The organism is Microvirga medicaginis (assembly GCF_052658925.1).
The window spans coordinates 72,273-90,513 of the sequence record NZ_JBQWEL010000002.1 but is presented as its reverse complement, the minus strand read 5'-3'; the positions used below and the strand labels follow the sequence as shown (position 1 = coordinate 90,513).

Annotated in this window: 18 protein-coding genes; 8 read left to right on the top strand and 10 right to left on the bottom strand. The window is 63.1% G+C overall.

Annotated features, from left to right (window positions below):
- Positions 1 to 47: 47 nt before the first annotated feature.
- From ACUXUR_RS03500 to ACUXUR_RS03485, 4 genes are read right to left on the bottom strand one after another with little or no spacing between them, the layout of a single operon-like run.
- Positions 48 to 491 (bottom strand): DUF1178 family protein, encoded by a 444-nt coding sequence (locus ACUXUR_RS03500; RefSeq protein ID WP_445500958.1) that lies wholly within the window; start codon positions 489 to 491, stop codon positions 48 to 50.
- A 36-nt stretch (positions 492 to 527) separates the two neighbouring features.
- A complete protein-coding gene (locus tag ACUXUR_RS03495; protein ID WP_445500957.1) occupies positions 528 to 1,394 on the bottom strand; it encodes a carbon-nitrogen hydrolase family protein in 867 nt (288 codons plus the stop codon).
- Between the two features lie 15 nt (positions 1,395 to 1,409).
- Positions 1,410 to 1,667 (bottom strand): glutaredoxin 3, encoded by a 258-nt coding sequence (gene grxC / locus ACUXUR_RS03490; RefSeq protein ID WP_445500956.1) that lies wholly within the window; start codon positions 1,665 to 1,667, stop codon positions 1,410 to 1,412.
- 48 nt (positions 1,668 to 1,715) lie between these two features.
- Complete coding sequence (locus tag ACUXUR_RS03485; protein ID WP_445501263.1) at positions 1,716 to 2,480, bottom strand: ComF family protein; 765 nt, start codon at positions 2,478 to 2,480, stop codon at positions 1,716 to 1,718.
- 153 nt (positions 2,481 to 2,633) lie between these two features.
- Here ACUXUR_RS03485 and ACUXUR_RS03480 point away from each other — a divergent pair, with 153 nt between their 5' ends.
- From ACUXUR_RS03480 to ACUXUR_RS03465, 4 genes are all read left to right on the top strand, one after another.
- Positions 2,634 to 3,515 (top strand): methyltransferase domain-containing protein, encoded by an 882-nt coding sequence (locus ACUXUR_RS03480; protein ID WP_445500955.1) that lies wholly within the window; start codon positions 2,634 to 2,636, stop codon positions 3,513 to 3,515.
- Between the two features lie 80 nt (positions 3,516 to 3,595).
- Positions 3,596 to 3,961: a DUF427 domain-containing protein gene (locus tag ACUXUR_RS03475; RefSeq protein ID WP_445500954.1), complete on the top strand. Its 366-nt coding sequence runs from the start codon at positions 3,596 to 3,598 to the stop codon at positions 3,959 to 3,961.
- A gap of 191 nt (positions 3,962 to 4,152) precedes the next feature.
- Entirely contained in the window at positions 4,153 to 5,301 is a 1,149-nt protein-coding gene (locus ACUXUR_RS03470; RefSeq protein WP_445500953.1) for an iron-containing alcohol dehydrogenase, read from the top strand.
- A gap of 8 nt (positions 5,302 to 5,309) precedes the next feature.
- Positions 5,310 to 5,744, top strand: a complete 435-nt coding sequence (locus ACUXUR_RS03465; RefSeq protein WP_445500952.1) for an acyl-CoA thioesterase — start codon at positions 5,310 to 5,312, stop codon at positions 5,742 to 5,744.
- On the opposite strand, the gene ACUXUR_RS03460 is transcribed toward ACUXUR_RS03465, so the two are convergent.
- On the bottom strand, positions 5,728 to 6,645 hold the full coding sequence (locus ACUXUR_RS03460) for a DMT family transporter (RefSeq protein WP_445500951.1): 918 nt from the start codon (positions 6,643 to 6,645) through the stop codon (positions 5,728 to 5,730). The two genes, ACUXUR_RS03465 and ACUXUR_RS03460, sit on opposite strands and share 17 nt — an antisense overlap.
- 9 nt (positions 6,646 to 6,654) lie before the next feature.
- The gene (locus ACUXUR_RS03455) at positions 6,655 to 7,068 is read right to left on the bottom strand and encodes a (deoxy)nucleoside triphosphate pyrophosphohydrolase (protein WP_445500950.1); all 414 of its coding nucleotides are present in this window, start codon (positions 7,066 to 7,068) and stop codon (positions 6,655 to 6,657) included.
- A gap of 159 nt (positions 7,069 to 7,227) precedes the next feature.
- Here ACUXUR_RS03455 and ACUXUR_RS03450 point away from each other — a divergent pair, with 159 nt between their 5' ends.
- Positions 7,228 to 7,605 (top strand): hypothetical protein, encoded by a 378-nt coding sequence (locus ACUXUR_RS03450; protein WP_445500949.1) that lies wholly within the window; start codon positions 7,228 to 7,230, stop codon positions 7,603 to 7,605.
- Between the two features lie 6 nt (positions 7,606 to 7,611).
- Here the strand turns inward: ACUXUR_RS03450 and argJ are convergent, their stop codons facing one another.
- The gene (argJ, locus tag ACUXUR_RS03445; protein WP_445500948.1) at positions 7,612 to 8,853 is read right to left on the bottom strand and encodes a bifunctional glutamate N-acetyltransferase/amino-acid acetyltransferase ArgJ; all 1,242 of its coding nucleotides are present in this window, start codon (positions 8,851 to 8,853) and stop codon (positions 7,612 to 7,614) included.
- Between the two features lie 167 nt (positions 8,854 to 9,020).
- Between argJ and ACUXUR_RS03440 the strand changes: the two genes are divergently transcribed.
- The gene (locus tag ACUXUR_RS03440; RefSeq protein WP_445500947.1) at positions 9,021 to 9,233 is read left to right on the top strand and encodes a hypothetical protein; all 213 of its coding nucleotides are present in this window, start codon (positions 9,021 to 9,023) and stop codon (positions 9,231 to 9,233) included.
- A gap of 182 nt (positions 9,234 to 9,415) precedes the next feature.
- On the opposite strand, the gene ACUXUR_RS03435 is transcribed toward ACUXUR_RS03440, so the two are convergent.
- Positions 9,416 to 10,318: a peptidylprolyl isomerase gene (locus ACUXUR_RS03435; protein WP_445500946.1), complete on the bottom strand. Its 903-nt coding sequence runs from the start codon at positions 10,316 to 10,318 to the stop codon at positions 9,416 to 9,418.
- Positions 10,319 to 10,574: 256 nt separating this feature from the next.
- Between ACUXUR_RS03435 and secA the strand changes: the two genes are divergently transcribed.
- Together secA and ACUXUR_RS03425 are read left to right on the top strand one after the other, a co-directional pair.
- Entirely contained in the window at positions 10,575 to 13,388 is a 2,814-nt protein-coding gene (gene secA, locus ACUXUR_RS03430) for a preprotein translocase subunit SecA (protein ID WP_445500945.1), read from the top strand.
- Positions 13,389 to 13,624: 236 nt separating this feature from the next.
- The gene (locus ACUXUR_RS03425; protein WP_445500944.1) at positions 13,625 to 15,580 is read left to right on the top strand and encodes a M10 family metallopeptidase C-terminal domain-containing protein; all 1,956 of its coding nucleotides are present in this window, start codon (positions 13,625 to 13,627) and stop codon (positions 15,578 to 15,580) included.
- Positions 15,581 to 15,634: 54 nt separating this feature from the next.
- On the opposite strand, the gene ACUXUR_RS03420 is transcribed toward ACUXUR_RS03425, so the two are convergent.
- Positions 15,635 to 16,552: an oxygenase MpaB family protein gene (locus ACUXUR_RS03420; protein WP_445500943.1), complete on the bottom strand. Its 918-nt coding sequence runs from the start codon at positions 16,550 to 16,552 to the stop codon at positions 15,635 to 15,637.
- A gap of 280 nt (positions 16,553 to 16,832) precedes the next feature.
- The gene (locus ACUXUR_RS03415) at positions 16,833 to 18,125 is read right to left on the bottom strand and encodes a L,D-transpeptidase family protein (RefSeq protein WP_445500942.1); all 1,293 of its coding nucleotides are present in this window, start codon (positions 18,123 to 18,125) and stop codon (positions 16,833 to 16,835) included.
- Positions 18,126 to 18,241 lie beyond the last annotated feature (116 nt).

Sequence of the window (18,241 nt, the reverse complement as noted above, 5' to 3'; positions counted from 1 at the left end):
TTCGCCTTTCAACGGATCGGACAAGGCACTGGCCGCCGAGCGAGCGGCTAGTTCCGGTCATCCGGCACGACGGGAATCGGCAGGACGTCGATTCCTTCTTCCAGCAGAGCGCGTGCTTCCTTAAGGTCGGCCTCGCCGTAGATCGAGCGCTCCTCCGCCTCGCCGTAATGCATCCTGCGGGCTTCATCGGCGAAGTCCTTGCCGACATTCTCCGCATTCTTCATCACGTGCTCACGCAGAGTGCGAAGCGTGGCGCGAAGCTCCCTCTCCTGGTCGGAAAGGACCGCGACGGGCTGCGCCTCCGGCTGTGCGGCAGGCGCCTTGTCCGTGCGCGCAATGGAGGGCGCCATGATCTGCTTGTCCACTTTTGACGAGTTGCAGAACGGGCAGGTCACGAAGCCGCGCTTGCGCTGCGTCTCGAACGCCTCGCTTGAAGGAAACCAACTCTCGAATTCGTGGGCCTGCTCGCAGGCCAGAGCGTATTTGATCATGTCCTTGTTAGGTTTCGCTACACGCAACAAAACCGGTCAGGCGGAAGCCGCCCGACCGAGAGTTTCAGAAGCCGGCACGACCTCCACCTTGAAGGGGCGCGCATTCTTGAGCGTCGGAATGCGCCCGCGCACCTCCGCGACGAGGGCAGGATCGATCTCGGCCAGGATCACGCCGGGTTCCGTGCCGCCTTCCGCCAGGACGCGGCCCCAGGGATCGACGATGATCGAATGACCGAAGGTCTCGCGGCCGTCCTCGTGCAACCCGCCCTGCGCGGCGGAGATCATGAAAGAGCCGGTCTCGATGGCCCGTGCGCGATGCAGGATGTTCCAATGCGCCTCGCCCGTCTGCCTGGTGAAGGCGGCGGGAGCCGAGAGGAACGATGCGCCGTTCTCGGCCAGCGCCTTGTAGAGCGCGGCAAAGCGCACGTCGTAGCAGATAGTCATGCCGAGATAGCCCCAGGGCGTCTCGGCCAGAACCGCCTTGCTGCCGCCGGTATAGGTCGCCGATTCGCGCCAGCTCTCGCCGTTCGGCAGGTCGACGTCGTAGAGGTGGATCTTGTCGTAGCTTGCTACGATCTCGCCGTCCGTATCGATGAGGAAGGCGCGGTTGGCGACCTTGTCGCCCTCCTTCACGGCAATGGAGCCGATCTGGACCATGATGCCCTTTTCCCGCGCCACCTCGCGCAAGGCGGCGAGAACCGGATCCTGTGCCTGCGGCCCGACCTTCTCGAACATTTCAGCCCGCTCGCGGCAGACGAGGGAGGTCATTTCCGGCGTCTGGGCGAAATGCGCGCCTTTCTCGGCAGCTTCGCGCACGAGGGCGACAACGGCATCGCGGTTTTTCAGAACGTCGCGGCCGGAGCGCATCTGGATGCAGGCAGCGGTGAAGCGGGTAGGATTCATGGAAGGTTGTCTCCGTCAGGCCTGCAGAAGGGGCTCAAGTTGCCCCCGGTCGTCAAGAGCATAGAGGTCGTCGCAGCCGCCCACATGCTTTTCGTTGATGAAGATCTGCGGCACGGTGGTGCGCCCATTGGCCTTCTGGATCATCTCCGCCCGCGCCTCGGGCTTCTTTTCGATATCGATCTCGGTGAAGGCGACCCCCTTCTCGCCGAGGAGCCGTTTTGCGGCCGAGCAATAGGGGCACCAGCCCTTGGTGTAGATCGTGATGGACGGCATGAATGTCTCCGAACGTTGTGCCTAGATATAGGGATAATCAGGGCTCTGTCACAACTCCTGCACAACTCTCGCGAAGGCCAGAATATCCACCGAGGCCGCGCCGCCTCTCAAAAGGGCCCGCGAGGCGGCATTGGCCGTTGAACCGGTGGTCAGCACGTCGTCGATGAGGAGCACCCTTCTGCCCGTCAGCCGGGCCTTGGCCTCCTGCCGCACGCGGAAGGCGCCCTGCAGGTTATCCTGCCGCTGCGCCTTGGTGAGCCCCACCTGACGGCGGGTGCGCCTGACGCGCGCGAGAAGCGAAGGATCGCAGGGCACGCCGCTTTCCCGGGACACGACCTTCGCCAGAGCCATGGCCTGGTTGAAGCGCCGCCGCCACAGACGCCAGCGGTGAAGCGGGACGGGCACGATCACATCGGCCTCGCCCAAAAGCTCTGCGCCTGCCCGGGTCATCATGCTGCCCAGGGCGCAGGCCAGTTCCAAGCGATCGTTGTACTTGAGCCGGTGCACGAGCAGGCTTGCGGTGCCGTCATATTCAGCGACCGCCCGGGCGTGCCCGAAGACCGGCGGATCGGCGATGGCGGCAGGCGAGAGGAGGGGCTGGCCGAGATCGACCTGGAAGGGCGTCCCGAGGCGTTCGCAGAACGGGCGCTCGATGAAGCGGATGCCGGACCAGCAGGCGGCGCACAGACCGTGCGCCTCGCCCGTGGCGGCCTGGCAGGCAATGCAGGTGGGCGGATAGAGGAGTCCCAAAGTCGAGCGGAAGGCTGTCCGTACCGCATGGAGCAGGCGGGTGGAAAACCGCAACCGTTGCATCTCGATGAGATCGCTCATCGGCCAAGCTTAGCGGATATGGGCCATGAGAGCGAGACAGTGTTTCCCTCTTTGCAAGGGGAAAGGGAAGAAAGACGGTGCTCTTTCTGAAAATCGCTTGGCTCTCGCGCCTCGGCACGCCATATCGAGCGCCTTATGAGCACACCTGACGTCTTCGACCGTTCCCTCGCCCGCCAGCGCCTGTCTCGGGCGCTGAAGGTCGGCTATGCCGATTTCCTCCTGGTCCGGACCGTGGAGGATCTGCAGGAACGGCTCTCGACGGTGCTGCGGTCCTTCGCGGTCGCCCTCGATGTGGGCACGCCGACCCCTGCGGCGGCCAAGGCTCTGTTGCAGAACGGCCTTGCGGAGAAGGTCGTGCGTCTCTCCCCGACCCCCGAGGCGGGGAGCGTGTGGGGCGACGAGGAGCGGCTGCCATTTTCCGGCGAGCAGTTCGACCTTGCGGTGTCGCTCCTGGCGCTCCAGGGCGTCAACGACTTGCCGGGCGCGCTCATCCAGATCCGCCGCGCTCTGAAAGCCGACGGCCTTTTCATGGGAGCGCTGCTCGGTGGCTCCACCCTCACCGAACTGCGGCAGGCCCTGACCCAGGCCGAGGCCGAGATGGAGGGCGGGGTCAGCCCGCGCGTGGCGCCCTTCGCCGATCTGCGCGATATCGGAGGTCTGCTCCAGCGGGCGGGCTTTGCTCTCCCGGTCGCGGATTCGGACGTCATCCGCGTGCGCTACGCCAATGCCTTCGCTCTCATGCGCGACCTGCGCGCGATGGGGCTGACCAATGCGCTCAACGACCGCCGCCGGACGCCGCTCAAGCGCGGCACGCTGATGCGGGCGGCTCAGGTCTATGCGGAGCGCTTCGCCGATCCGGACGGGCGCATTTCCGCCACCTTCGAGATTGTGTGGCTTTCCGGCTGGACGCCGCATGAGAGCCAGCAGAAGCCGTTGCGGCCAGGCTCCGCCAAGATGCGGCTGGCCGATGCGCTCGGCGTGAAGGAGGGGGAGCCCGCACCGCAGAAGAAGGAATGATCTTTCGTATCGGGATCTTCAGCTGCAACCGGGCTGCGCTATCTCAGTTGTCGAGACAGCCCCCTGAAGAGCCCTATGTCATGAAAGAGCCCGGCCCGGACCATCCGATCACGATCACGAAGAACCCGCACCGCATTCGGGTCATGCTCGGCGGCTTCATCATCGCCGAGACGACGCAGGCCCTCACGCTCCAGGAAGCCTCGCTCCCGCCGGTGCAGTACATCCCCCGCCAGGATGTCCGCATGGACCTGCTCGATGCCACCGATCACCAGACCCATTGCCCCTACAAGGGCGATGCCTCGTACTTCACCGTCTCGGGCGGTGGGCTCGTGCGAGAGAACGCCGCCTGGAGCTACGAGGAACCGGCGCCGTCCGTCGCCGCCATCAAGGAGCACATCGCCTTCTATCCGGAGAAGGTCGACGACATCGAGGAATTCCGCGACTGAGAAGCCTTGCGCCTGCTCCGGTTCATCCCCGGTAAGGCAGACGAGGTCGCGCCTGTGGCGAATGGGCTTGTCCAGAAAGGAAGCATCGAATTGATCCCGAAAGTGGAATCCACTTGGTGGGTTCGATGCTTTAGTGGGGCTTGCTGACCCCGCGCCTCCGGGCCACTCTGCTTGAAAAACCGAGTGACCCCATGACGCCCTTCACGTTCAACACCGCCCCATCCTTCGTCTTCGGTTCCGGCAGCATTGCGCGCATCGGCGAGATTGCGGCGCAGCATCTCGGACCCCGTGTCGCGCTCGTCACCGATGCCGGGCTGGTGAAGGCGGGTCTCATCGAAAAGGCTCTGCACGCGCTGGAGGAAGCAGGCGTTGCGGCCGATGTGTTCGATGGCGTTGTGGCCGACCCGCCCGAGGCGGTCGTGCTGGCGGCGGTCGCGAAAGCACGGGCCTTCGATGCGCGGGCCGTGATAGGCTTCGGCGGCGGCTCGTCCATCGATGTGGCGAAGCTCGTCGCGCTGCTCGCTCGCAGCGGCGAGAAACTTGCTGACATCTATGGTGTCGGCGTCGCGAAGGGGCCGAGGCTTCCGCTTCTCGCCGTTCCGACGACGGCGGGGACCGGATCGGAGGTGACGCCGATCTCGATCGTCACCACCGGCGCGCACGAGAAGAAGGGCGTGGTCTCGCCCCTCATCATTCCCGACATCGCGCTGCTTGATCCCGATCTCACGCTGAATCTTCCGCCGCATGTGACGGCGGCGACCGGCATCGACGCGATGGTTCACGCCATCGAGGCCTATACCTCCACAAGCGCGAACAACAATCCGGTCTCGAAAGCGCTCGCGAAAGAAGCGCTGCGTCTGCTCGGGCGCAATATCGAGCGCGCCGTGCATCACGGCCTGGACGGCGAGGCGAGGGCTGCCATGCTGCTCGGTTCCATGCTCGCGGGGCAGGCTTTCGCCAATTCGCCCGTCGCCGCAGTCCATGCATTGGCCTATCCCATCGGTGGTCACTTCGGCGTGCCGCACGGCTTGTCCAATGCGCTCGTGCTGCCGCATGTGCTGCGCTTCAATGCGAGCGCCTGCGAGATCGCTTATGCGGAGCTTGCGCCGCATGCCTTCCCGGATCTCGAAGGATGCGCGAGTGCCGACGCTTTCGTCGAGGCGCTTGCAATGCTGAGCACGAAGGTCGGCCTTCAGCCGCGCCTGCGCGATGTCGGCATTCCGCAGGATGCGCTCCCGTTGCTGGCCGAGGATGCGATGAAGCAGACCCGCCTTCTCGTGAACAACCCGCGTCCGCTGTCTCTGGATGACGCACGCGCGATCTACGAAGCGGCCTGGTGAGAGGCCTCATGTCCGAACGTCCCGCGCGGCTTTCCCGCTCCGCCTTCACGCTCTTTCGTCCCATTGCCACGCGCTGGATGGACAATGACGGTTATGGCCACGTGAATAACGTGCATTACTATTCCTACTTCGACACCGCGGTGAACGGCTGGCTTATCGAGGAGGGATTGCTCGATATCGTCCATAGTCCCGTGATCGGACTCGTGGTGGAAACCGGCTGCGTCTATTTCGAGAGCGTCGCCTTCCCTGAGACGCTGGAAGCCGGTATCCGCGTGGCGCATCTCGGCCGCTCATCGGTGCGCTATGTGATCGGCATCTTCAAGGAAGGCGCGGAGCTTGCGGCAGCCCAGGGGCATTTCGTTCATGTGCATGTGGACCGGGCGACGCAACGCCCCGTCGACATTCCAGCCAGAACCCGCGAGGCGCTCAACGCGCTGGCCTGAGCCTTCCCGTCAAGGAAACGAGCGCGACGCCCGAGAGCACCACCGCGCCGCCGAGCAATTCGCGCAAGCCCACGCTCTCGCTCAGAAACAGAACCGCCAGAAGAATGGTCCAGACCGGCGCGAGATAGCCGACCATCGAAGCGCGCGTCGGTCCCGTGCGGCGGATCATGTGCATGAAGAGCAGGATCGGCAACGCCGTCGACATCGCGCCCAGAGCGAGCAGAGGTGCAATATGGAGCGGCACCGGCGCGAAGGCCGGCGGTCCTGCGACCGCAAGCGCCAGCACGATCGCGGCAGAGCCGGAGCCGATCTGCTGGCCCAGCGCCATGCGCGCCGGGTCCACATTCTTGACCGTGCGCACATACACATTCGCCGCCGCATAGCTGCAGGCCACCAGCACCATGGCGATGATGCCAAGGGGATTGATGCCGCTATCCGGCAGTGCTGCCGGGCCGATGAGGATGCCCATGCCGATGAAGCCGACGAGAACGCCGAACAGCCGCTGAAGGCTCAAGCGCTCGTCTGCGAACATCAGATGGGAGATCACCGCGACGATGAGCGGGGAGGAGGCCTGGATCATCGCCGCCGGCGCGGTCGCGATCTGCGTGAGCGCATAAGCCACGAGCACATTGGGGAGCCAGCCGTTGAAGGTGCCGAGGAAGGCCCAGACCTTTAATTCATGGCGCTGCGGCAGGATGTTCTTGCCTTGGAGCATGAACCACGCAGCCAAAGTCGTGCCCCCGATTACGCCGCGCATGGCGGCCAGGACAAAGGGGTTGAGGTCTCCGCTCAGCTTCACGAACAGAAGGGCGCTGCCCCAGAGAAAGGAGCAGGCAAGGAGATTGGACAGAATGAAAGCTGGCGTCGGGGCGGGAGCCGCACCGGCTTTGTCGAGGGACATGCTCAAGCCTTAAGAGCCGAGGAGATCGAGCAGGAAGGGAATCAGCGGCTCGTCGGCCGGCGGCATGGGATAGAGGCGCAGCTCCTGCGGTTTCACCCATTTCAGGGCCTGCCCTTCCATGGACTGCACGAAGCCTTCCCAGCGGCGGCAGATGTAAAGCGGCATGAGAAGGTGGAAGCTCTCATAGGCATGGCTTGCGAAGGTGAGCGGCGCAAGGCAGGGCTCCTTCACCGTAATGCCGAGCTCCTCGCGCAGCTCGCGGATCAGCGTCTCCTCCGGCCGCTCGCCGGGCTCCACCTTGCCGCCGGGAAACTCCCACAACCCAGCCAGCTGCTTTCCCTCCGGGCGCTGCGCCAGAAGGATCCGGTTGTCCGTGTCGACGAGAGCGACGGCGACGACGAGGGTGAGCTTGAGAGGGGACACGAGGGTTCTGGCTTCTGATTGTAGAGGATCGGTTTGAGCGCGGTTGTCATATCGCGCTTTTGGAGGGCGGCGAAACGTATTTCGTGCGCTTGATCAATAAAACTATATAACGTATTCTACGACCAAAAACGCATCGACCATCGTTTCGTCGAGGTTCCTGTGATTAAGATCGCTCCGCTTGCCGTTTCCACTCTCGTTGCCTGCTGCCTTTGGGGAGGCTCAGCCTTCGCCCAAAACTGCTCGGGTGCGCCAATCTACTTCAATAGCGAAATCGCCGAGGTCGAGGGGGCGATGACCGTGAAGGCCGGCAAAGGTTGTGCCTTCAACATCAGCGGCATCCCGGGCGCTATTAAGGAAACAGTGATTTCCCAGCAGCCTAGGATCGGGAAAGCCGGTGTGCAGGGCCTGGCACCTTATTATGTCGCCAAGCCCGGCTATCAGGGATCGGACGAGTTTGCCTATACCTTCATCGGCACTGGTCAATATGGCGGCCCGATGCGGGTCACGATCAAGCGAACGATCACCGTCGTTCCCTGACGTTGATCAGCTGCGGTAATCACCGTTGATTTCCACGTAGGCCTTGGTGAGGTCGCAGGTCCAGACTGTGGCCTCGCTGCGTCCCAGGCCCAGATCGACGCGGATCGTGATCTCGTCGCCCTTCATGTAGGCAGAGGTTTTCGCCTCGCTGTATTCCGGGTCGCGCGCGCCCTTCACCGCCACGCGGATATCGCCGAACCAGATGGCGAGCTTGTCGCGCTCGGCAGGCTCGCCCGCCTTGCCGACGGCCATCACCACGCGGCCCCAGTTCGCATCCTCACCGGCCACCGCCGTCTTGACGAGGGGCGAATTGGCGATCGCCATGGCGATGCGCTTGGCCGATGTGGCACCCGTCGCGCCCGTCACCTTCACGGTCAGGAACTTGCGCGCCCCCTCGCCGTCGCGGGCGACTTGCCGAGCAAGATCGCAGAGCAGGCTTTCGAGCGCCGCACGGAATTCCTTGAGGCGTCGGTCGCTCGGCAGGGAGATCGCCGGTGCGCCGCGCTTGGCGGCTGCACCCGTCGCGAAGAAGAGCAGGGTGTCGGAGGTGGAGGTATCGCTGTCCACCGTCACGCAGTTGAAGCTCTTGTCGGCGCCCTTCTTGAGCAGGGCCTGCAGAACGGGGGCCGCAATCGGCGCATCGGTGAAGACGAAGGAGAGCATGGTCGCCATGTCGGGCGCAATCATGCCCGCGCCCTTGGCGATGCCGTTGATCGTCACCTCGACGCCGCCGATGGTCGCCGTGCGGGTCGACACCTTCGGGAAGGTATCGGTGGTCATGATGGCTTTTGCGGCATCGAGCCACGCGCTGGGCTTTGCCTTCTTCTCGCACGCCTCCAGCACGCCTTGGAACTTGGTGGCGTCGAGCGGCTCGCCGATCACGCCGGTGGAGGCGATGAAGACCTGAGAGGCGCGGCAGCCTGCGGCCTCCGCGGCGATCTCGGCGGTGAGCTTCACCGCTTCCGCGCCCTTCTTGCCCGTAAAGGCGTTGGCATTGCCGGAATTGACCACGAGCGCGCGCGCCGCGCCCTTGGCAAGATTCTTGCGGCACCAGTCGACCGGAGCCGAGGGGCATTTGGAGCGTGTGAACACGCCCGCCACCGTGGTCTCCTTCGGGAGCGTCACATAGAGCACGTCCGTTCGGTTCTTGTATCGGATGCCGGCCTCCGCCGTTGCCAGCCGGACGCCTTCGATGGCGGGAAGGGTCGGGAATGTCTTGGGCGCGAGCGGAGACACGGTTTTGGACATGCTGAGGGTCTCGAGGCGTGAGCGGATGGAATACCGTTTAGGAAAGGCGACCTGTGGTTTTTTAAGGCTTTTTGTCAAGTCAAAGCTGCAGAAAGCGAGGCCGCAGAACGCAAGGAACGCGGATGCTGTGTCCTCGTTGACCCAGTCTGAAAACCATGGAGGCTGGCATGACCGGCAAGCACCCCAAGACCAAGCCCCAGGAACGGCCGCTCAGCGACCTCAATGCCGATCCGGGGATCGGGCGATCCAAAGGCTCCTACATGACCGGCGAGGATCCGCGCAATCTCGACGGCGGCTCGACCTTCCAGGGCGATATTGAGAATGAGACGAACCGCGAAGGCGGCATCGATCCAAACCGCATAGGCCGGACGAACAAGTGACGGCGGCTTGCTCAGCCGCTGTCATCCCCGGCGGTCCATAGGACCGGGAAGGGGGGTCTATGGTGTTGCACGTGAGAGTGGATTCCCTTCCCCTCCGCTGCGCTGGCCGGGAATGACACTCGACAGAGCTAGAAACAAAAAGGGCGGCCCTGAAGGCCGCCCTTTGATCATGCGAAACGCGCTTATTGCTGCTTCTGCTCGACGAGGTTGCCCTTGTCGTCGAGCTTCTCGATCTTGGCGTCCTTGCGCAGGCTCATGATGAGATCCTGCTGCGCCTTGCGGCCGAGATAGGCTTCCACCTGATCCTTGGTCTCCTCGAAGGACGGCGCAGGCTTCGTGCGCTTCTCCTCGACCTTGATCACGTGCCAGCCGAACTGGCTCTTCACCGGATCGGAGATCTGGCCGGGCTCGAGCTTGAAGGCGGCTTCGGCGAAGGGCTCGACCATGCGGTCCTTGGTGAAGAAGCCGAGATCGCCGCCATCGGTCTTGGAGCCGGGATCCTTGGACACCTCGCCTGCGACCTTCGCGAAGTCCTCGCCGCCCTTCACGCGGGAGGCGACCTTCTTGGCCTCGTCCTCGTTTTCCACGAGGATGTGGCGGGCGCGAACCTCCTGCTCGGCCGGGATGTTCTTGACGGTCTCGTCATAGAGCTTGCGGGCGGCTTCCGGGGTCACGGCCTTCTTGGCGGTCTGGTCGAGATATTCGTCCAGCAGGGTCTTGTCCCGGTTGTAAGCGAGCTTGCGGGCGAAATCCGCGCCGCTGCCGATCTTCGCGGCCTCGGCTGCCTTGGAGCCGAGCTTCAGGTCGATCAGGTAGCCGGTCAGCATCTCGCGCTTCTGCTCGTCGGGCACGTTCGGCATCTGGAGAGCCGGGTCCTCGGCCGCGATGGCCAGATCCCCTTCCGTGATCTCGATGCCGTTCACCCGGGCGACCACCTTGGCGGGGTCGATGGCGGGCACGGCCGCGGGCGAAGTCGCCGAGGCCGGGGGCGTCTGGGCAAGGGCGGCACCGGCCATCAGGGGCAGGGCGGCTCCGAGGGCGACAAGACTGGCGAGAAGGCTTTTACGAACCGTAAGATAAGACATGGACGTTCCTCTGGTGGGCACTGGTGGGCCCACGGACTGCAACGATGAGATGGCCTAACCTGTTTACGTTTGCAAGCGATGGCATATTTATGCGACAGCATCCCCCACAGCGTGGCCTTATTCTAAAGGCTGCCTGTGGAAGTTAAGGCTGCGCCATTCAGGCACAGCCTTTAAGATGCGCTTCCGCATAATTAGGTCTATAAGGCGGCCCAAACGCCCCTTATCTCCTGAATTCTGGAATTTTCGAAGGCTCTCGATGTTCGGTTCTCTCGCGAAGAAAATCTTTGGCTCGGTCAACGATCGCCGGCTGAAGTCCTACCGGCCCAAGGTCGCGGCCATCAACGCGTTGGAGGCCGAGCTGGAGGCCCTGTCCGACGAGCAGCTGCGGGGCCGTACGGAAGAGTTCAAAGCCCAGCTTAGCCAGGGCAAGACCCTGGACGACATCCTGGTCCCCGCCTTCGCCACGGTCCGCGAGGCCGCCAAGCGCACCCTCGGTCAGCGCCACTTCGACGTGCAGCTCATCGGCGGCATGGTGCTCCACGAGGGCTCCATCGCCGAGATGCGCACCGGTGAAGGCAAGACCCTGGTTGCGACTCTGCCCGTCTACTTGAATGCGCTTGCCGGCAAGGGCGTGCATGTGGTGACGGTGAACGATTACCTCGCCAAGCGCGACGCCGAATGGATGGGCCAGATCTATCGCTTCCTCGGCCTCTCCGTCGGCGTGATCGTCCACGGCCTCGACGATGAGGAGCGGGCCCAGGCCTATGCCGCCGACATCACTTACGGCACCAACAACGAGTACGGCTTCGACTATCTGCGCGACAACATGAAGTACGAGATGGCGCAGATGGTGCAGCGTGGACACAACTTCGCCATCGTCGACGAGGTCGACTCGATTCTCATCGACGAGGCCCGCACACCGCTCATCATCTCCGGTCCGCTCGACGATCGCTCCGAACTCTACAACGCCATCGACAAGGTCATCCCGCGCCTCGACAAGAGCGATTATGAGCTCGACGAGAAGCAGCGCTCGGTGGCGCTCACCGAAGAAGGCACCGAGAAGATCGAGCAGCTTCTGCGCGCCGAGGGCCTGCTCACGGAGGGCGACCTCTACGATGCGCAGAACGCCACCCTCGTTCACCACATGAACCAGGCGCTTCGCGCCCATACCCTGTTCCAGCGCGACAAGGACTACATCGTCCGCAACGGCGAAGTAGTGATCATCGACGAATTCACCGGCCGCATGATGCCGGGCCGCCGTTATTCGGAAGGCCTGCACCAGGCGCTCGAAGCGAAGGAGCACGTGCAGGTTCAGCCCGAGAACCAGACGCTCGCCTCCATCACCTTCCAGAACTACTTCCGTCTCTACGAGAAGCTCGGCGGCATGACCGGTACGGCAGCCACCGAAGCCGACGAGTTCCTGGAAATCTACAACCTCGAAGTGGTCGAGATCCCGACCAACCGTCCCGTCGCCCGCGTCGACGATGACGACGAGGTCTACCGCACGGCGGAAGAGCGCTACCAGGCCGTCATCCGCGACATCGAGGCCGCTTCGGCCAAAGGCCAGCCGATCCTGGTGGGCACCACCTCGATCGAGAAGTCGGAATATCTCGCCGAGCTCCTGATCAAGGAAGGCTACAAGCTCATCGACTTCGAGAACCCGCAGGCGCTCGAACCTCTCTACAAGGATGCGCGCGCCGGTCGCGGCACCAAGCACTTCGCGGTGCTGAACGCCCGCTTCCACGAGCAGGAGGCCTTCATCGTGGCTCAGGCCGGCGTGCCGGGCGCCATCACGATCGCCACCAACATGGCAGGCCGCGGCACCGACATCCAGCTCGGCGGTAACGCCAAGATGCGTATCGAGCGCGAGCTCGTCGATGTGGAAGGCGAAGAGCGTGCACGCCGCGAGAAGGAGATTCTCGACGAGATCGCGGCGTTCAAGGAGCGGGCACTTGCAGCCGGCGGTCTCTACGTGCTCGGCACCGAGCGTCACGAGTCCCGCCGCATCGACAACCAGCTGCGCGGTCGCTCGGGCCGTCAGGGCGATCCGGGCCGTTCCAAGTTCTATCTGTCGCTTCAGGACGACCTGATGCGCATCTTCGGCTCCGACCGCATGGACGGCATGCTGCAGAAGCTGGGTCTGAAGGAAGGCGAGGCCATCATCCATCCGTGGATCAACAAGGCCATCGAGCGTGCGCAGGCGAAGGTCGAGGCGCGCAACTTCGACATCCGCAAGAACATCCTGAAATACGACAACGTCATGAACGACCAGCGCAAGGTCGTGTTCGAACAGCGCAAGGAATTCATGGCGGAAGAGAGCGTGCGCGACACCATCGACGACATGCGTCATGGCGTGGTCGAGGACATCGTCGCCCGCGCCATCCCCGAGAACGCCTATGCGGAACAGTGGGATATTCAGGGCCTGAAAGCAAACGTCGCGAACTTCCTCAACCTCGACCTGCCGGTCGAGGAATGGGCGAAGGAGGAAGGCATCGCGGATGACGAGATCCGCGAGCGCATCATGAAGGCTGCGGACGAGGCTTATGCGCAGCGCGTGGAGGCAAACTCCGCCGAGGTGATGAACTATGTCGAGAAGCAGGTTCTGCTGCAGAGCCTCGATCATCTCTGGCGCGAGCACCTCGTGACCCTCGACCACCTGCGTCAGGTCATCGGCTGGCGCGGTCTCGCGCAGCGCGATCCGCTCAACGAGTACAAGTCGGAAGCCTTCGAGCTCTTCAACAATATGGTCGCTCATCTGCGCGAGCAGGTGACGGGGCAGCTCATGCGCATTCAGGTTGTGTTCCAGCAGCCCGAGGCCCAGACGCTGCCGCCCATGTTCCCGCAGCATCTCGACCCGGCGACAGGCGAGAACGAGTTCGACATGCCGCAGGGCGCGGCCTTCGGCGAGGGCGGTGTGCGCAGCTTCGCCGCCGCTGCCGCCGAGACGCCTGCCGGAACGCAGCGCGACCCGAACGACCCCTCCACCTGGGGCCGGGTCAGCCGCAACGAACTCTGCCCCTGCGGTTCGGGCAAGAAGTTCAAGCACTGCCACGGCCAGTTCGTGGCTTGAGTCCTCTTACGATGTGCCTAGGTCACCCTAGGCACATCCCCGGATGGCGGCAGATTCTCTGAAGTTGCCGCGTCATTCTTCATACAACTTAAAGTTTGTATGCTTGGTGTGGAACCGACGATGTCCCATGCCATCGATCGTCGTGTCATTGAAATGATACTACATAGCTCTACAACAGCTCAGACTCGGGAGATCATTGAACCATAAGGCCCGATTTTGCGAGCGGGAGCTGTGATATGCATGCTGATGAGGAAAACGCCCTTACCGAGATCAAGCCTTTGATCGCCGCGTCTCTTCTCACGGAGAACACCGACGCAGATCGTTCTACCGGCACGGCAAAAAGACCAACTGATATTTTCGCGGACAGCAAAGACATTCCGGTACGCAAGCACATCCTCACGGATGCCGATGTCTTCCGGGCTTCGACCAGCAATTCGGTCGAGACCTCTTGGGCTCGAGCACCCGTGCGTCTAGAGGGCAAGATCTCGGCATCCTTTGCTCTCGCCGGCAGCATGAAGAACGACAGGATCGTTGGCAGCTCCGGGCGGGACGTTCTCAAAGGAGCGGAGGGTAACGATACCCTCATTGGAGGTCTTGGGCATGATACGCTCAATGGAGGTGTCGGAAACGATCTGCTTGTCGGCGGTGGGCATAACGACAGCCTTCTCGGCGGTCTCGGACCGGATACGCTCTATGGCGGCACCGGCAACGACCGTCTCATCGGCGGCGATCATAACGATGTTCTCGTGGGCGATGCGGGACAGGATGTGCTCTATGGCGGTACCGGCAACGATCGGCTCAAGGGAGGCACGCACAATGATGTTCTGATGGGCGACGCGGGACTGGATACGCTTTATGGCGGCACCGGCAACGATAAACTCAAGGGCGGCGATCATAACGATGTTCTCATGGGTGAAGCCGGGCTGGACGTGCTTTACGGCGGCACCGGCAACGATCGTCTCATCGGCGGAGACCATAATGACACTCTTCTCGGTGAAACCGGGCGCGATGTGCTCAACGGAGGTGCTGGCGATGATCGACTGATCGGGGGCCTTGATGCCGATCGGCTGACGGGGGGAGCTGGCCGCGATATCTTCAAATTCTCCATTCAGGATACGCCGACTGCTCGTCCCGACGTCATTACCGACTTTGTCCCCGGGCAGGACAGGATCGATCTGTCATCCATCGACGCGAACAGCGTGAAGTCCGGTCTCAATGCCTTTACGGCATTGGTGCCCGGCGATGCTCCGTTCAGCGGGCCCGGACAGCTTCGCTATGATCCGACGACCGGTATCCTGTCCGGCAATACCGATCGCGATCCGGACGCTGAGTTCTCGATTCTGCTGTCCAACAAGCCTGCCGAACTCATCCCGGGACGCGATATCTCGCCGATGGGCAGAAGCGTCTATGACGAGACCGTTCTCGCCGATCGCCCAACGCTTTTTCTCCCCTTATCGGAGGCGATCCGATCGATGACCGAAGTCGATCGCGCCCATCTGGACCGCAGCGGGACCTATCATAACATCGCCACGGTGGCGGTGATGCCGAATGGCGACCGGGTTCCCGTCTTCAACGGGGAAACCAGCTATTTCGAATTCCCGGATGCGCCCGATCTCTCCGTCCCGCACACAGGCATCCTGACTATCGAAGCGTGGCTGCGCCCGGATACCACGATGTTTCCGAACGACGGTGACGAGACCGAGGGTTATGTTCATTGGATGGGCAAAGGAGAGCCTGGGGAGATGGAATGGCACGCCCGCATCTATAGCGACGTCAATGCTGAGGATCGCGCCAGACGGATTTCCGGGTATGGCTACAACATGGATGATCCGCGCGGAATCGGATCGTATCTCCAGGACGAGACTCAGGTACAAGCCGGCAAATGGATCCATTATGTTTTCGTGATCAACACGACGCCCCTGGATCCGGCAGACCCGGGATATACCAAGATCTACATTAATGGGAGCAACCCGTCTCCCAATCCATGGGACGATATGGATTCCCTGCTGGAGACCTTGCCGTCGGGTCCCCATCAAGTCGATCCCAGTGACGGCACTGCTCCGCTGCGCGTCGGAACCCGGGACTTTCGCTCCTTCTTCATGGGAGCGATCGGAAAGGTCGCAATCTACGATTACGAGCTGACGCCGCAACAAGTCCAAAGCCATTACGATGCCATGTGGCATTGGGCATGAGCGGCCGCAGGGCTCATAACGTCCCGCATCCCCGCCGAATGGATGCAGGTCCTGCTAGCTGCGATAGAGATAATCGTCGGGCAGGCCGAGGCGGCGGCATGATTGAACGGCTGGCGACGACGGCAGAACGAGACGGTCGCTCGCCTCGGCCATGGTGCGAACAAGGGCGCGCTCAACAGGATTGAGAGCCCATTGGCCTTCGAGCCCAAGCCGCTCGCGCACCCAAAGCGGGAGAATCTCGACCGCAGCCTTGAGCATCACCTTTTGCATCGGGCGGACCGGCGCAGGCAGGATCAGGGTTCGCGTCATGATCGCCAGAAGCTCGAAGATGATCGATGAGGCGGCGAGTCTCGGTTTCATGGCCTCGAACAAAAGGTCGAGTTCCTGCCGCGACGCGGGGGCTCCCACGGCCCCATAGAGCCGCGCGATCGGGGCGGATTCCGCGAACAGCGAGCGGCGATCGTCCTCGGTGAGGTGTCTCACATAGGCATGGTAGGCCTCGGTGAAGCCGAAACCGGCCGTCGCCTGGACCCAGTCGAGCAGCACCGGGTCATTGGCATGATATGGTTCGCCCTCGCGGGTCTGCCCGGTCACGCGGTCATGCCGCCGGACAACGCCCGCGATCATGGCTTCCGCCTTGCTGCGCGGGCCGTAGATGGTGATCATGGCGGCAAGGCCGGTGCGCTGCAGCCTGGTGAGCGGATCCGTCCGAAAGCTGCTGTGCTGCCAGACACCGTCGCGGACGCGCGACTCCCCGAACTCGAGGAGGACCGCCGCCACTCCGCCAATGAAGACGGAGACGGGATTCTTGAAGATACGCCAGGAGACGGATTCCGGAGAGACCAGCGCGGGCTCACAAGGCGGGGTGGAAAAATCGAAGGCTCGGGCTGGCTGAAGAAGCGACCGGGCGAAGCTGTCGATCCGATGCTGCAGCGGCTTCGGCAGGGAGATGATGCTTGGATCGTCGAACACAATGAGCCTCCGATCCTCAATTCGCTCGCGAAGGGTAGGTTGCTCGAGCATCGGGGGGAAAGTGGAATGCACTTTTGGGCTCGATCCGATGCTGCCTTCTATAGAGAGCACATCGTTGAAAGCGGAACCGGATCCACTTTTCGCTGACGCGGCCCTTCGGGTCGCTGACGCGGGCCTCCGGTTCCGCACGATGCGCCAAGCAATTCACGGCAGATCCGAAACGCCAACAAAAAGCCCGCCATTTCGGCGGGCTTTCGGGATTTTCAGACTGTCACACAGCTCAATTCCTGACCTGAGCCACCTTCACGCCGGTCGTGGCCTCAGCCCGCTTCTGCGATTTCACCGGAGCCTTTGCGCGCGCCGGAGCGGCTGCAGGTGTGGTCACCGGTGCGGCCTGGGCCGTCTCGGCGGCGGGCTGCGAGGACGAGGTGCTGAAGAGATCGGCGACGCCGCCGAACATCTTCTTGTAGAAGGGCGTCTCCTGCGAGGCCGATGCGGTCGCCGCAGCGGCGGGAGCGGCGGCAACGGGTTGTGCTGCAGCGACGGCCCTCGGTTGCGGAGCCTCGGCCGGCGCTTCCTTCATCGAAGCGAAGGCAAGGGCCGTCGCCGGGGTATCGATCTTCTCGCGGCCGCTGTCGTCGAGCGCGACCTGCTGCGGGCCGGAGGAGATGCCCTCGGTGCGGCTCACGTAACCGAGCTTGCTGTCGGACACGCCGGAGGCATTGGCGAGCGCCGTGCGGAAGGATTCGTGGGTGTCGCCGTCGCTGTAGACGAGCTTGATCGGCTTCGTGCCCCGGGCGACGAGGTCGGCCACTTCCTTCTCGTCCTGTTGCTGTTTCTGCATCACAGCCTCGGCCACGGAGGTGTCCTTGCCGAATTGGTAGCGGTTGTTGGCGACCGCCACCTGCACCTCTTCCTTCGTCACCTCGAAGGTGTCGGAGCCTTCCTTCAGGTTCTTCCAGAAGGTCATGTTCGGGTCGAGGCGATGCTTGGCCAGGTTCTCGGCCGTCATCCGGAACGGATAGGACTGGAACTGGAAGGCGCGCTGGCCGCTGGCGAAAGCCTCGCGGGCGATGGCGTAGATCTCGGCGATGTTCTGATCCGTCATGGCGAAGCAGCCGCGCGAGGAGCACGAGCCGTGGACCATGATGTCGCCGCCGTTACGGCCCAGCGAACGGTCGAACGCGTTCGGATAGCCGGTATCGAACGACAGGTAATAGTTCGAGTTCGGGTTCATCTGCGCCGGGGTCACCGTGTAGAAGCCCTCCGGTACCTGACGATCGCCTTCGCGGGTCTTGGGGCCGAGCTGGCCGGACCAGCGGCAGATGGGATAGGTCTTGAGCAGGGCATACTTGCCGTTGGAGCCGCGCTTCCAGACCTCCAGCTCCGATTCCTTCTTATAGGCTCGGATCAGGATGGGATCGTCCTTGGACATGCCCTTGGCCGACATGAGCGCCATGGCGGCCGGCGGAATCGGTGCAAGGTGGCGCGTTGAGCCTCGGGAGAGATTCTCGTCCTGGCAGGCAGCAAGCGCGAGCGCCAGGCTCGCGGCCAATGCGATACGCTTCAACATGGGGGACCCCGCAATTTCTGATCTGCCGACGTTATGCCTGACAGTTCCCCTTAACCCCTAAATCGTTAGCCTTAACTGCCCCTTACTGCAAGCGGGGCCGTGATGGAGTCATCGTT

What these genes read in the sequence shown, in the direction of transcription:
- ACUXUR_RS03480 (WP_445500955.1), top strand. Translation starts at nt 2,634, where the DNA reads ATGAGCACACCTGACGTCTTCGACCGTTCCCTCGCCCGCCAGCGCCTG.
- ACUXUR_RS03465 (WP_445500952.1), top strand. Translation starts at nt 5,310, where the DNA reads ATGTCCGAACGTCCCGCGCGGCTTTCCCGCTCCGCCTTCACGCTCTTT.
- secA (WP_445500945.1), top strand. Translation starts at nt 10,575, where the DNA reads ATGTTCGGTTCTCTCGCGAAGAAAATCTTTGGCTCGGTCAACGATCGC.
- ACUXUR_RS03475 (WP_445500954.1), top strand. Translation starts at nt 3,596, where the DNA reads ATGAAAGAGCCCGGCCCGGACCATCCGATCACGATCACGAAGAACCCG.
- ACUXUR_RS03425 (WP_445500944.1), top strand. Translation starts at nt 13,625, where the DNA reads ATGCATGCTGATGAGGAAAACGCCCTTACCGAGATCAAGCCTTTGATC.
- ACUXUR_RS03470 (WP_445500953.1), top strand. Translation starts at nt 4,153, where the DNA reads ATGACGCCCTTCACGTTCAACACCGCCCCATCCTTCGTCTTCGGTTCC.
- ACUXUR_RS03500 (WP_445500958.1), bottom strand. Translation starts at nt 491, where the DNA reads ATGATCAAATACGCTCTGGCCTGCGAGCAGGCCCACGAATTCGAGAGT.
- argJ (WP_445500948.1), bottom strand. Translation starts at nt 8,853, where the DNA reads ATGTCCAAAACCGTGTCTCCGCTCGCGCCCAAGACATTCCCGACCCTT.
- ACUXUR_RS03415 (WP_445500942.1), bottom strand. Translation starts at nt 18,125, where the DNA reads ATGTTGAAGCGTATCGCATTGGCCGCGAGCCTGGCGCTCGCGCTTGCT.
- ACUXUR_RS03495 (WP_445500957.1), bottom strand. Translation starts at nt 1,394, where the DNA reads ATGAATCCTACCCGCTTCACCGCTGCCTGCATCCAGATGCGCTCCGGC.
- ACUXUR_RS03460 (WP_445500951.1), bottom strand. Translation starts at nt 6,645, where the DNA reads ATGTCCCTCGACAAAGCCGGTGCGGCTCCCGCCCCGACGCCAGCTTTC.
- grxC (WP_445500956.1), bottom strand. Translation starts at nt 1,667, where the DNA reads ATGCCGTCCATCACGATCTACACCAAGGGCTGGTGCCCCTATTGCTCG.
- ACUXUR_RS03435 (WP_445500946.1), bottom strand. Translation starts at nt 10,318, where the DNA reads ATGTCTTATCTTACGGTTCGTAAAAGCCTTCTCGCCAGTCTTGTCGCC.
- ACUXUR_RS03440 (WP_445500947.1), top strand. Translation starts at nt 9,021, where the DNA reads ATGACCGGCAAGCACCCCAAGACCAAGCCCCAGGAACGGCCGCTCAGC.
- ACUXUR_RS03485 (WP_445501263.1), bottom strand. Translation starts at nt 2,480, where the DNA reads ATGCAACGGTTGCGGTTTTCCACCCGCCTGCTCCATGCGGTACGGACA.